Origin of the sequence: Ciceribacter sp. RN22, from assembly GCF_024054295.1 — a bacterium.
In the GTDB taxonomy this organism is placed as follows: domain Bacteria; phylum Pseudomonadota; class Alphaproteobacteria; order Rhizobiales; family Rhizobiaceae; genus Allorhizobium; species Allorhizobium lividum.
Genome location: NZ_JAMXLD010000001.1, coordinates 329,518 through 342,609, shown reverse-complemented (window position 1 = coordinate 342,609; position 13,092 = coordinate 329,518). Strand labels below are relative to the sequence as shown.

Sequence of the window (13,092 nt, the reverse complement as noted above, 5' to 3'; positions counted from 1 at the left end):
AAATTTCGCAGTACGCCGCGTCGACTTCAGAACCAGAAGAGGCCGTCCTCGAGTGCCGCAAACAGCGTGTCGACGCTGCCGGCGAGCTTCTGGTCGATGACGTGCAGGTATTCCGTCCAGTCGCCGACGTGGCGAAGCTCATCCTTCCCGTCGGAAATCCCCCGAAGGCCGATCAGTGGCAGGCCGAACGTGCTGCACACACGAAAGACCGCAAAGGTCTCCATGTCGACCATGTCGGCACCGATAGCGTGATAGGCATCTCCCGAAACGATGTTGGCGCCGGTCGAAAGGCTGGCTGTCGGAATGCCGGGAATGCGCAATGGGAGGTCGATGACCGCGGGAAGGTCGAGAAATGGCGTGCGGCCCTTCTCGAAACCGAGCGGCGAGGCATCCATGTCGCGATATGAGACCGACCCGACCTGATAGATCCCCGTCTGCTCGAGGGTGTTCGAACCGGCCGAACCGAGCGAGACGACGAGATCCGGAAGCGTCTTTGCCGCCTCCAGCGCGGAGACGGCTCGGGTCAGTGCGAGCGTGGCCTCAACCGGGCCGACGCCTGTCATCAGGGGGTCGAAGCGCGACCGCAGGAAAGGACCATACTCCGCCTCCGCGGCCATCACGAAGAGGATCGACTTGCCGCTAACCGTTTTCAGCTCGAACGTCACCCGGTGATCCCCTCCCGTCCACGCACGACCATCAGCGTGCTGGTCATGGACGCGATCAGCTTGGCCGGGCCGTCGCCGACCGCGTAACCGCGACCGTCTGCAACAATGATCGTGCTGCCCGGCTTGGTGATTTCGCCGCGGAACAGGAACCGGTCGCCGCGTCCCGGCGACATCAGGTTGACCTTGAACTCTATCGTGAGCAGCGAGGCGTCCGGGGCAATGACCGTGTAGGCGGCATAGCTGCAGGCGCTGTCAAGCGCGGCCGAGATGACGCCCGCATGCAGGATGCCGTGTTGCTGTGTGAGTTTTATGTCGAACGGCAGCTCGATTTCGACCACGCCCTGCGAGATGCGGGTGAGCTCGGCACCGAGCGTCTCCATGGCGCCTTGCCGCGCGAAGCTTTGCCGGATGCGTTCGTGCACGTCCTCGCTGTCTATGTCACTCATTTGTCGCCATTCCCCTTGAGAGGCGCGAAATTGGCACGCCCTCAACAGGCAGGCAAGCCGCCGGCAACGAGAAAATCAGTTGAGCACGAAGAGCGAAAGATTGAGAAGCGAGGCAAAGCCGACCCAGGCCGCATACGGTATGAAAAGCAGGCCCGAAGGTCGGTCGACATCCCAGGCCTTGGCGATGAAAGCGAGAATCAGGGTGAGAAGTGGCAGGATGACGACGAGGCCGAGCGCCGGGCTTTGCAGACCGAAGAAGGAGGGGGACCACAAGAGGTTGAATATCATCTGGCCGAACCAGAGCTGCATTGCCGCGGAAGCGGGGGCTCTCAGCCACATTCGGGCACCGGCGATCGCGATCAGCACGTAAAGCGTGGTCCAGACCGGACCGAAGACGTAGGCGGGCGGATTGAACGGCGGCTTGTCGAGCGACTGATACCACTCGTCCGGAAGGTTCGCGAGACCGGAGAGCAGGCCGAAACCGAGCGTAACGACGATGAAGACGAGATGGATCAGAAGCGAGCGCATGATGAAGATGTAGGGTGCGATCGGCTTCATCCAAGGTCAAAGCGTGCTGAGACGGACGATATGCTGGTCCCAGGCGACGGCGCTCTGTGTTCGCCCAAAATGCCCATTGTAAGACGATACGGCAAAGCCGCCCGCGCCGGGCGCGATGCCCGCCGCGTCGGCGATCCGCATCTGTCGCAGGATCGTGCCCTTGGTGCCGTCGAGCGTCACTGCGAGGCCGCCTTTCGGTGAGGTGAGGCCGACGACGTTGTCGCGACGGTTAACCGCGATCGCGCCGACGTAATTTGCGAGCCCTTCTGTCGTCTCCTCCGGCAGATCGACGAATCGAAGTTCTTCGCCGTGGCCGAAATAGCCTACGAGCGGTGGAAGGTCGTTGCGCGGGCCTTCGTATTGGCAGGCAAACCAGATGCGGCCGTTGTCCGCGAGCGCAAGGTGGCGGGTCGAAAGCCGGCGAAGGTTCTCCGGCAACGCGTGCTTTTCGACGAGCGCCCCGGTTCTCGCGTCGCTGATGACGAGGCTCGGCTCCATATGATCGAGATTGAGCTTCGTTCGTCCGAAATCAGGATGAGTCTCGATGCCGCCATTGGCGATGATGAGCAGTCGACCGTCGCCGCTCACCGTCATGTCGTGTGTTCCAACACCATGGGCCGGAACTTCGCCTAGACGGGAGAAGCCGTTCGCCGCGTCATAAACGCCGATGACGCCGCGATTGTTGTCGAAGTCGTTCTCGCAGGCATAGAGGACGCGCCCGTCCGGCGAGAAACCGCCATGGCCGAAAAAGTGCCGGTTATCCCCACAAGCGAAGACAGTCGGCTCCATGTCCGTCTTCGGATCGACGGCCATCGCGAAGGTGCCGGGCCGTCGTGCGAAGGCGACCACCCTGCCGGATGTCGCGCAAGAGGTCAGTCCATGCACGCGTCCGGGAAGATCCATCTGCGTGATGATCTCGCCGTTCTCGCTCAGGAGCGCCAGACCGTATGTACCGTTGGGCGCGCGAAAACCGGAGGCGAAGACCGCGTCGGCGCGATCTAGCGCGAGAGCGGCCCTGGAGGATAGGCTCGCCAGGAAGGCGACACCCGCCGCCTTGATGAAGCTGCGACGATCGATGAGCGCACTTTTCCGCATGATCAGTCTCCGTCCGAGAAGGAGAAGCCTGCGCCGAGACCGAGTGCGCCGCCAAAATCGTCGTTGAGCCGCAGGATCAGGTCTTTGCTGTTCAGCAGCAGGAAATCGAGTTTGGAGCGTTCCTCCGGCGTGCCTGTTGCCGCCTCGACGTCCTCGTCGAGCGTGCTGGCGACGCGTATCAGCGATTTGAGAACAAAATCCACGGAGGTGACGATCGAACGGGAACCGGGGTCGAGGAGTTCCTCCATGTCCGACTGGTCGATCAACGCGCGGATGCCTTCGAAATTGCCGCGGATTGACGCGAAGGTGAGGCCGGAGCGCCAGAAGATCGCCTGCCGGGGCGACGTCCTGGCATCCTCTCCCTTGTAGAATGTCTCGATGCGCTGGTCGCGCACGGTCTCGGCACCGTGGACGAGGATGCCGAGAAGAGCGGTCATTGCCTCTCGGTCGTCCCGGAAGTACGGATTGTCGGCGCCCGGATGTTTCCAGGCATTCTGAATGCCGGTCGGCTCGTCCCATTCCTGGGCAAGCTCGCTGCCGAGATGCGCGAGATTTCCGGCGATCGCCGCTCCGTAGCGGCAACGAAAGCCGTTTGTTTGCTGAGACAGGACATCGGAGCCGGTACCGTGGAGCTCGAATTCGGCCGCCCCGAGGCCCTGCACGGCGACGCTCTTTTCCCTGAGCGTCTCGACCTTGGTGGCGTTCTCGTCGGGCTTGGCAAGCAGTGCCTGCACCTGTTTGAGGCCCGTGCTCTTGCGATCGGGGTAGAACAGAATGCGTTCGAGACGGTTGGCCTCGATCGCCGGCCCGACACGGACGATCTCGATTTTCGACCAGGCCTCGACGCTCTTGTCGAAGGCGCTTCGGGCGGCGTCCAATCGCTCCTGCGACGGAGCGGTGCAGAGCGCCTGCATCGCCTCTTCGAAGTCTCCAGCCCTGTCCCGAAAGTCCCGGTATCCCGGGCGGATGAAACGATCGACCGCCTTTTCGAGCACGGAGGGTATCACGTCCGCCTGGAGTGTCGGTATGAACGTCTCCTGCGCGGTCGCCGGAAGGCTCAGGGCGAAGAGGGCGGCAATCGAGCGGAACAGGAATTTGATCACAGCGACTCCAGAAATCTGATCAGGTGTTGACGTGCTTCGTGCGTCATCGACGCGAATGCGTTGCGCGCGCTTTCGGCCTCTCCGCCATGCCAGAGGATCGCCTCGGTGAGGCTACGTGCGCGACCATCATGAAGGAAGAAGGTGTGCCCGTTGACCTCGTCGGTCAACCCGATGCCCCATAACGGAGGAGTGCGCCACTCCCGACCTGTGGCATCTCCCACCTGCTGGCCGTCGGCAAGTCCTTCGCCCATGTCATGCAGCAGGAAGTCCGAGTAGGGCCAGATCAACTGGAAGGCTTGGGCCTTGTTGGCAGCGTTGCGCCGTGTCACGTATTTCGGCGTGTGACAGGCGATGCAGCCGGCGCCGTAGAACAGAGACTTGCCCTTCAGCACCTCCGGGGCGTCGACGTCACGGCGTGCGGGAACGGCGAGATTTTCCGAATAGAACGTGACGAGATCGAGCACCGGATCGGGCGCTTCGGTATTGCCAAGCCGTGTCTGTACGCCGTTCTGCATGGAGCGGCACTCGTCCTGTGCCTCGGTGCAGTCACCCCAATGGCGCGGGGTGTCCGGCGTGGAGATGCCGAGGTCGCCGGTGAAGGCACTGGAGCTCTGGTCGCGAACCGAGGCGTTCTGCGCCTTCCAGCCGAAGCGTCCGAGTTTGAGCTCGCCGGTGCGATGGTCGCGCGCGCGCGCCGCGCGACCGGAGATGCCGTCACGGTCGCGGTCATCCGGGTCGGCCTTCGCCAAAATGTCGGCGGCGGCGATCGCTTCTATGAGACCCATGCCGATCATCGGATTGGCGATGCGCGGTGAGAGCGTTGTGTCGATGCCGAGCGGCCCGTAGTTGAGGTCCGCGACGCTGTATTGCGGCTTGCGCAGCGTGATGATCTCACCGCCTGCCAGCGTTACCGGCTCCTCGGTGTAGGTGATGACCACCCGGCCCTCCGCGGCGACACCGGGCACGGCCATGTCCTGAAGCTGGGCGCCGTAGGTCGTATCGGAAAAGTTGACCACCTTGAGATCGGCGACAGCTTGCCGCTCCTCGCTCGTGCGGGCTGGGCGGGCAAGCCTCAGGAACATCGATGTCGCGTCGGCATTGCCTTCCGGTGGCCTGCCGCGCCCGTCCTTCAGGTGGCAGTTCTGGCAGGCGCGCGCGTTGAACAGCGGGCCGAGCCCGTCGGACGCCTGGGTGGAGGAGGGCGAAGAGACCCAGAGCTTTCGAAACAGCGCATTGCCGAGCTTGAAGTTCTCTTCTTCCGAGAAGGCGAGGTTGGCGGAGGCGTGGGAGAACGCATCGGAATTGACGAGATTTCGCGACGTTGCCGCGCCACCCGGCATTGCTTCATATCGTTCCGGCTTGGAGAAGTCGGTGGTCGGCCGCGTAATATGCTCGACGCGGGTGATGTCTTCCGCCGAAAGATCGTTGCGCTCCACTTCCGCAGCACCGGCGGGCGGCGCAAACAGCACCGAGGCGGCGGCGAGAAAAGCCAACCGGTGCCGGGATCGGAGCGAGAAGACGCAGGTCGCTTGCATATGCATGTCGGGCTGCCGGAAAGTCCGGCAGCCCGCCTTCATCTCATTGGAACACGGCTTCGGGATTGTCGAGGCTGTCGGAGCCTTCGAGCTCGATCGCGCCGAGATCCAGCGAAGCAATGACGCGCTCAATGGTTTTGGTCTGGTCGATCAAGCCGTCGATGGCGGCCTGCACGGTGGCATTGCCTTCTGCATTGCCTTCGCTGATCATCTGATCGTAGGCCTCTACCGTCTCGGCGCGTTTGGCCATTGCATTCATGGCCGCGAGTGTCTTCTCGAGCTTTGCCTTCATTTCGGCATCGAGTGCCGGGTCCTTGGCGGCAACAAGCTCGGACAGTGACGGGCCGGTCATCTTGGTGCCGTCGACGCGGGCGTATTCGCCGGTATAGGCGGATGCGATGCCGATCGCGTCGTTCAGATGCGAGTTGTGGGTGTTGTCGGAGAAGCAATCATGCTCCTCTTCGGGGTCATGCAGCAGCACGCCGAGCTTCATGCGCTCGCCGGCGAGCTCGCCATAGGAAAGCGAACCCATGCCGGTGAGGATAGCGGTAATCCCCGCCTTTGGGTCGGCCTCGACCGCCTTCGTGGCTTCACCATCTGGCTGCCATGCAGCGACCATGTCCTGCAGGTCTGATACGAGCAGGGTCGACGCCGCCTTGAGGTAGGCGGCCCGACGGTCGCAATGACCGTTGGTGCAGTTCTTGAGATCGTAGTCGGTGTAGGGCCGGTTGCCGGCGCCAGGACCGGTGCCGTTGAGATCCTGCCCCCAGAGGAGGAACTCGACCGCGTGGTAGCCGGTGGCCACATTTGCCTCGATCTCGCCGGCCTCGTGCAGTGTTTCAGCGAGGAACTCAGGCGTGATCTCCGAGGCATCCACCTCCTTGCCGCCAATCTTGATCTGCGGATTGGCAATGACGTTGGCTACATAGAGCGCGTTCTCGTCGCTCTCCGTGCCGTAGGCCGCGTCGACATAGTCGATGAGGCCCTCGTCAAGCGGCCAGGCATTCACCTTGCCTTCCCAGGCGTCGACGATCGGATTCCCGAAGCGATAGACTTCCGACTGCTGGTAGGGAACACGGGCCTTGATCCAGGCTGCGCGCGCTGCCTTCAGCGTTTCCTCGCTAGGATTGGCGATCAAAGCGTCGATTGCTGCGTCGAGGACTTTGGCCGTGGACAGTGAGTCCTCATACTTCGCCTGCGCGAGGACGGCGTAGTGTTTCAGCACCTGCGCCGCGTCGGGTGCGGCAAGGGCGGGTGCGGCAATCATGGCCGTCGACGCGACCATCAATGCGATGGTGGCACCAAAAATGGATTTCCGGGTCATGAATATCTCCTGAGGCGGATTGGGCGCCTATGAGTGAAATGGACCCGAACGTCTTGGAGTAAAAATAAACTGGTGTCAAATAGTCTAGAATAAATTTCCGTCGCTTGGCTGGAGCTCCGGGCGCGTATCGACGCGCTGCGGTCAGCTGCGGCGGCGCATGCGACAGAAGAAGAAGCCGTCCGTATCGGTGGCGGCGGGGCTGAGTGTCAGCGTCAGGCCGTCACGGCTGCGCGGACGCGCGTTCGACGAAGCAAAAAGCCGGTTCCAGACGTCGAAACCCGAATCGATCTCGAAATCCGAGTGGCTCTCGCAGAAGCCACGGACCTGGTCGTCGTTTTCTTCCGGGAGCAGTGAACATGTCACGTAAAGGAGCTCGCCGCCCGGCTTCACGTAGACCGCGGCTTCGGCAAGCGCTTCCCGCTGCTGCTCGACGCGTTCCTGGAGATTGCGCGGCGTCAGCCGCCACTTGGTGTCCGGACGCCGCCGCCAGGTGCCGGTTCCGGTACAGGGGGCATCCACCAGCACGCGGTCAAAGCGACCGGTCAGGGGGGCTATCGCGGAAATAGCGTCGTGGACCTGGACGTTGTGCGTGCCGGCGCGTTTGAGGCGTTCGATGATCGGGGCGAGCCGCTTGCGGTCGGCGTCATAGGCGTGGACCTGACCCTTGTTGTGCATGGCCGCCGCCATGGCGAGCGTCTTGCCGCCGCCGCCGGCGCAGAAATCGAGAACCTGCTCGCCTTCACGAGGATCGACGAGATCGGCGACGATCTGTGATCCCTCGTCCTGAACCTCGAACCAGCCCTTCTGGAAGGAAAGCTCGGCCGTCACGTTGGGGAGCCGCGAGGGGCCTTCGCCGGCGGGAATGCGGATGCCGTTGCGGGCGATCTGGGCGGCCTGGGCGCCGACGCGATCGAGCGCCTTCAGCACCTTGTCACGCGAGGCCTTGAGCGTGTTGGCGCGCAAGTCGAGTGTGGGACGTTTGGTGAGCGCCTTGGCTTCCACGAGCCAGTCTTCTCCGAATACGGTTTCGAAAGACGGCTGGATCCATTCGGGGATGTCGGCCTGCACATGCAGCGGGGCATCCTCGATCCGACGTGAGGCGAACGCAGCAAGCTGTGCCGGGCCGAGCGCTGCCGGAGCGAAGCTGTCTCCGTCCAGTTCGTTTGTCAGGCTCTCCGGCGTAAAGCCCCATTGGCGCAGGAGCACAGCATAACCGATCGCAGCCGCGCTCTCGTCATCCATCAGCCAGGCATGAGAGAGCCTCATGCGCAGCGCGTCGTAGACGATGTTGCCGATCGCCGCGCGGTCACCCGAGCCGGCAAAGCGATGGGACAGTCCCCAGTCCTTCAGCGCGTCCGCGACCGGTCGGCGACGGGTCTCGATATCGTCCAGAATTTCGATCGCGCCGGCAAGGCGGCCGCCCAAACGCATGTCATGTCTCCTGCAACAGAAGACTGCGTGGTAGCGGCGAACGACGCCGAGGGCAAGCACCCGCGCCTTACGAAGAACGGAACGGAGCCCCTTTTGGGTGGCCTCTCGTCAGCCGATGACCTCATAGCAAACCTTGGCGTGGCCGCTCTGAACCATGCCGATGTTCTGTGCGGCTGCCTTGGAGAGGTCCAGCACGCGACCCCGGACGAAGGGTCCGCGGTCGTTGATCCGCACCACGACGCTCCGACCGTTTCTCGCGTTGGTCACCTTGAGTTTGGTGCCGAAGCGGAACGACTTGTGAGCCGCCGTAAGGAGGGAAGGATTCATTCGCTCACCGGAAGCAGTGCGCGAGTGAAGGGCATACCAGGAAGCGCCACCGCAGGACGAGTTTGCAGAAGCCTGCGCAGGGGCGAAAGCACCGAATGCAGCTATAGCTGCAATGGTGGCAATAGAGCGCCGGATATTCTTCAAGTTCGATTTCCCTAGTCGTTCGTTGTAGCTGGAATTTGCGTGGGAACGCTAAGGCGGGGTCAAAAGTGGCAAAAACGTGCCTTTATGAACTCACGAAGTGTTACATATTGTAACATTTGTGATTTCAATCATGGTGAACAAATTATGAAGAGCGTGCGGCAAAAAGAGAAAACGTGTTCAAAATCAGCGGAAAATTGGAACGCGGTTCCAGTTCAGCCTATGTTCGTCACGTTCACAAAAAATATTTTGGAAAATTTTTGCGGAATGCCCCATTTCCTGCCCGAAATGTGAAGATTCCGGGGCATTGCGAGGCGTCCGGGTCCCGAGATGGACGATGAACGACGGAAACGCGGCGAGGCTTCTACTTGTTCCAGCGGCCGCTGGCCCACAGTTCGCCGAGAGAAGCCCGGTAGTCCGGGTACTGGAAACGGAAGCCAAGACCGGTGATCCGCGCGTTGGAAACGCGCTTGTTCTCACCGTAGAACGAACGCGCCATTGGCGTGAGCTCGGCCGTCTCGAAATCCTGCTCTGGAGGAGGCTCGACATCCATCAGGCGTGCCGCCTCGGCAACAACGTCCTGCGGCGGGCACGGCTCGTTGTCCGTTACATTGAAGATGCCGGACGTGCGCGCCTCGGCAAGGAAAAGTGTGGCTGCGGCGATGTCCTCGACGCGGATCCGGTTGAACACCTGACCCTTCTTGACGAGCCTGCGCGCGCTACCGTTGGCGAGATTGACGAAGGGATTTCTGCCGGGCCCGTAGATGCCCGACAGACGCAGGATCGCCAGCGGCACGCCGCTTGCGGCAACGAGCGCCTGCCACGCCTCCTCCGCCTGCAGGCGCTCGACAGAACGCTGCGAAACGGGCCGGCATGGCGTCTCTTCGTCAACCCAGGCGCCGGCGTGGTCGCCGTAGACGCCAACCGTTGACAGATAGCCGATCCACTCGAGCCGCGGCAAATACGTTCGCACCTCGTCGCCGAGAAGCGGAAGCAGGGGGTCGCCGCGCGGGCCGGGGGCAATCGACTGGACGAGGTGGGTGACGTTCCGCAAGGTTTCGGTGAGTTTTCCGGAGAACGATGTTCCTTCGAACTCGAAGGGAGCGATGCCGGCTTCGTCGAGCGTCGCCACCTTGTCGATACTCCGCGTCGTGCCGGCAACCTGATGTCCCCTGGCGGCGGCAAGGACACCGATCGCCTTTCCGGAGTAGCCTGCGCCAAAGATCATCATCCGCATCGTGTCATCTCCCGAAATCCCACTCGGCCTGTACGTCCGGATCCTGCTCCTGCGGCCGGTGACCGAGCCGTAGGGCCTCGAAGGCTTCGCCGTCAAGCAAGCGCGACAACGCCCAGACGGCCATCCCGCGGACTTCGGGCGCGTCGTCGTCCAGCAATCGTCGGCACGGCTCCGCGAGTTCTGGTCGCGCGGAATTGCCGGCGGCAATCAAGAGGTTGCGGATGAAGCGGTTCCTCCCGATCCTCTTCACCGGCGATCCGCTGAAGAGGCCTCGAAAGGCTGCATCATCAAGCGACAACAGGGTGGCGATCTCTGGCTCCCGCAGGTCGTCGCGGGCCTTCAACTTCATTTCGCGGGCGGTCTCGGCAAACTTGTTCCAGGGGCAGGCGGCCAGACAGTCGTCGCAGCCGTAGACCCGGTTGCCGATCGCCGGCCGCAAGTCACGATCGATCAGTCCCTTATGCTCGATCGTGAGATACGAAATGCAACGCCGTGCGTCGATGCGGTACGGCGCGGGAAAGGCCGAGGTCGGACAGGCATCGAGACAGGCGCGACAGGAGCCGCAATGGTCGGCTTCGGGCGCGTCGAAGTCGAGTTCCGCAGTGGTGAAGAGGCTTCCCAGGAAGAGCCAGGAACCGTATTGGCGGCTCACCAGATTGGTGTGTTTGCCCTGCCAGCCGAGGCCGGCGGCGGCGGCCAGCGGCTTTTCCATGACAGGGGCCGTATCGACGAAGACCTTCACGTCCGCACCCGCGCGGGCGGCGAAGCGCCCGGCAATCTCCTTCAGGCGGCCTTTCATGACGTCGTGATAGTCCCGGTTGCGGGCGTAGACGGAGATCGCCGCCCTGTCCTTTTTTTCGAGAACGCGCCGCGGGTTCTCGTCCGGACCGTAATTCATGCCGACCATGACGATCGAGCGCACGTCGCCCCAGAGCATTTTCGGGTTGGCGCGACGCTCGCGCGTCTCCTCCATCCACTCCATGGTGCCGTGATAGCCAGCCTTGATATAGGCGGCCAGGCGCGCCGGGGCCTCGGGGATGACATCAGGTCCGGTAATGTGACAGAGTTCGAAGCCCTGTGCCGTAGCCTCCTCGCGGACGAAGTCGGTCAGGCGGCGACGCAGACGCGCGGCCTTGTCGTCGCTCGGTCTTTCCGATGCTCCGTCGGCGGGCATGGCCGCTCCTCGTCAGAAATCCAGATCCGCGTAGTGCGAAACCGGCGTCAGGCCGCGCACGCGCTCGGCGAGCAGCGGACGGAAGGAGGGGCGGGACTTGAGCCGCTGATACCACTCCTTGACGACGGGCGCTTCCGACCAGTCGATCTCGCCGAGATAGTCGAGAACGGAGATCGCCGCCGCCGCGGCGAGATCGGCGTAGCTCAGGCGGTCGCCGGCAAGCCAGGGCCGCGATCCGGAGAGCCAGGCGAGATATTTCATGTGCTGGCGGATGTTGTTGCGGGCTGTCCGCAGCACCTTGGAGTCCGGTGCTCCGCCGCCGAGACCATTTGGAATCTGCAGCTTGTGAACGCGCTCCCGCACAAGAGGTCGGGTGACGTCCTGCTCCATCTTTTGCAGGAACCATTCAGTGAGGCGACGGATCTCGGCCCTCTGGAACGGATCCTCGGCAAGCAGCCGCCGGTCACGCTTCAGCACGCCGTGGGTCTCGTCCAGGAATTCGGAGATGACGGTCGGCCCGCACAACGCGCGCATATTATCGTCAACATAGACGGGTAGCGTTCCTGCCGGATTGAGGGCCAGGAATTCCCTGCGTTTTTCCCAGGTCTGCTCCTCCACCAGGTCGGCCGGGAAGCCGTATTCCGAAAGGACCAACCGGATGAACCGGGACGCGGTCGACATGGGATGATGATACAGTGTTGGCATTTTGTCCGCATTCTCTACTGCTGAGACGCCATGGTGACTGGACGCTTCTGCCCCGCCTCGTACGGCTGGCCATAGCCACGGTCTCCAAGCTATAGGTTCTCGGCCCCCTCAATACAAGCGAATCAGCCCTTTCGCCAGCGGCACCACAAGGACTTTTCATGGAAGACCAATCGATCCTCAGCGCGCTCCTTCTCGGCCTCATCGAGGGGCTCACGGAGTTCATTCCCGTTTCCTCCACCGCTCATGTGCTCCTCGCCGGGCATTTTCTCGGCTTCCGTTCGCCCGGCAACACCTTTGCTGTGCTGATCCAGCTCGGCGCCATCCTGGCGATCCTCAGCGTTTATGCACAGAAGCTTGTCGGTATCGCGTTGACGCTGCCCTCCAGCGCTCGCAGCCGTCATTTTGTCCTTTCGATTCTGATTGCCTTCCTGCCGGCGGCGGTCATCGGAGCGCTCGCTCACGACTTCATCAAGTCCGTGCTCTTTGAGACGCCCGTGCTGATGTGCGTCGTGCTCATCCTCGGCGGCTTCGTGCTGCTCTGGATTGACCGGCAGGTACTCACGCCTCGCTACACCGACGCCATGCAATATTCCCCGCCGCTCGCCTTCAAGATCGGCCTTTGCCAATGCGTGGCGATGATTCCCGGCGTTTCCCGGTCGGGTGCAACGATTGTCGGCGCTCTGCTCCTCGGCGCGGACAAGCGATCAGCAGCGGAGTTTTCCTTCTTTCTGGCCATGCCGACCATGGTCGGCGCCTTCACCCTCGATCTCTACAAGAACCGCAACGCGCTGAACTTCGACGACAGCGCCCTCATCGCGATTGGTTTCGTCGCGGCCTTCATATCGGCTTTGTTGGTGGTGAGGAGCCTGCTCAACTACGTTTCGAGGCGCGGATACGCCTTTTTCGCGTGGTGGCGGATTGCCGTCGGTGGTCTCGGCCTCGTGGCGCTGACTCTCGGGTTCTGAGGCGCCGAACCGGGCGCCCTCAGGGGCGCCCGAGAATACAGGTGAAGATCAGCGGGTAGTCGGGATCGACGCCGTGCTGCAGGGGTCGACGCCGTAGGCCGGTGCGCAATTCGACTTTCCCGCTACGCCCGTCGAGGGCGCCATGAACGAGCCTGCCATGATGACCAGTGCCGCACACGCAAAAAAGAGTGCGATAGACTTACCCATAAAATCTGCCTCTCGGAATGATGGTATGCGTTCCGTCAACGCAACAACGCAGCGCCCGAACGCGGTGGACGATCTACGCATTGCTGGTCACTTCTTCAATAGAAGATCTTGCTGAATTGACGGTTAACAAAGGTACTTTGCCACTGCGTCATTTGTGCAACGCCAACGCCGTGGCAGAG

Annotated in this window: 13 protein-coding genes; 1 reads left to right on the top strand and 12 read right to left on the bottom strand. The window is 62.5% G+C overall.

Annotated elements, in window-relative coordinates; genetic code table 11:
- Positions 1-26 precede the first annotated feature (26 nt).
- The 12 genes from NHF53_RS01695 to NHF53_RS01640 all read right to left on the bottom strand — a co-directional run bounded on the left by NHF53_RS01695 (position 27) and on the right by NHF53_RS01640 (position 11,741).
- The gene (locus tag NHF53_RS01695; protein WP_252832847.1) at positions 27-665 is read right to left on the bottom strand and encodes a 5'-methylthioadenosine/S-adenosylhomocysteine nucleosidase; all 639 of its coding nucleotides are present in this window, start codon (positions 663-665) and stop codon (positions 27-29) included.
- Entirely contained in the window at positions 662-1,111 is a 450-nt protein-coding gene (locus NHF53_RS01690; RefSeq protein ID WP_114363653.1) for a PaaI family thioesterase, read from the bottom strand. Before NHF53_RS01690 ends, NHF53_RS01695 begins: the two co-directional genes overlap by 4 nt.
- Before the next feature lie 75 nt (positions 1,112-1,186).
- Positions 1,187-1,639: a TspO/MBR family protein gene (locus tag NHF53_RS01685; protein WP_252834878.1), complete on the bottom strand. Its 453-nt coding sequence runs from the start codon at positions 1,637-1,639 to the stop codon at positions 1,187-1,189.
- A 36-nt stretch (positions 1,640-1,675) separates the two neighbouring features.
- On the bottom strand, positions 1,676-2,764 hold the full coding sequence (locus NHF53_RS01680) for a DUF1513 domain-containing protein (protein ID WP_252832846.1): 1,089 nt from the start codon (positions 2,762-2,764) through the stop codon (positions 1,676-1,678).
- Between the two features lie 2 nt (positions 2,765-2,766).
- A complete protein-coding gene (locus NHF53_RS01675; protein WP_374591142.1) occupies positions 2,767-3,864 on the bottom strand; it encodes an imelysin family protein in 1,098 nt (365 codons plus the stop codon).
- Positions 3,864-5,402: a di-heme oxidoredictase family protein gene (locus tag NHF53_RS01670; RefSeq protein ID WP_374591139.1), complete on the bottom strand. Its 1,539-nt coding sequence runs from the start codon at positions 5,400-5,402 to the stop codon at positions 3,864-3,866. The genes NHF53_RS01675 and NHF53_RS01670 overlap by 1 nt, the downstream gene beginning before the upstream one ends.
- A gap of 43 nt (positions 5,403-5,445) precedes the next feature.
- Positions 5,446-6,726, bottom strand: a complete 1,281-nt coding sequence (locus tag NHF53_RS01665) for an imelysin family protein (RefSeq protein ID WP_252832843.1) — start codon at positions 6,724-6,726, stop codon at positions 5,446-5,448.
- 141 nt (positions 6,727-6,867) lie between these two features.
- Positions 6,868-8,157, bottom strand: coding sequence for an RsmB/NOP family class I SAM-dependent RNA methyltransferase (locus NHF53_RS01660; protein WP_252832842.1), 1,290 nt, complete (start codon positions 8,155-8,157; stop codon positions 6,868-6,870).
- 108 nt (positions 8,158-8,265) lie between these two features.
- A complete protein-coding gene (locus NHF53_RS01655; protein WP_114363649.1) occupies positions 8,266-8,628 on the bottom strand; it encodes a septal ring lytic transglycosylase RlpA family protein in 363 nt (120 codons plus the stop codon).
- Between the two features lie 361 nt (positions 8,629-8,989).
- Entirely contained in the window at positions 8,990-9,862 is an 873-nt protein-coding gene (locus NHF53_RS01650) for an SDR family oxidoreductase (RefSeq protein ID WP_252832841.1), read from the bottom strand.
- Between the two features lie 4 nt (positions 9,863-9,866).
- Positions 9,867-11,036 carry a tRNA epoxyqueuosine(34) reductase QueG gene (gene queG, locus NHF53_RS01645; protein ID WP_252832840.1) on the bottom strand — a complete coding sequence of 390 codons (1,170 nt, stop codon included), beginning with the start codon at positions 11,034-11,036 and terminating at the stop codon, positions 9,867-9,869.
- Between the two features lie 12 nt (positions 11,037-11,048).
- A complete protein-coding gene (locus tag NHF53_RS01640; RefSeq protein ID WP_112685805.1) occupies positions 11,049-11,741 on the bottom strand; it encodes a glutathione S-transferase family protein in 693 nt (230 codons plus the stop codon).
- Positions 11,742-11,899: 158 nt separating this feature from the next.
- Here NHF53_RS01640 and NHF53_RS01635 point away from each other — a divergent pair, with 158 nt between their 5' ends.
- Positions 11,900-12,706: an undecaprenyl-diphosphate phosphatase gene (locus NHF53_RS01635; RefSeq protein ID WP_252832839.1), complete on the top strand. Its 807-nt coding sequence runs from the start codon at positions 11,900-11,902 to the stop codon at positions 12,704-12,706.
- Positions 12,707-13,092 lie beyond the last annotated feature (386 nt).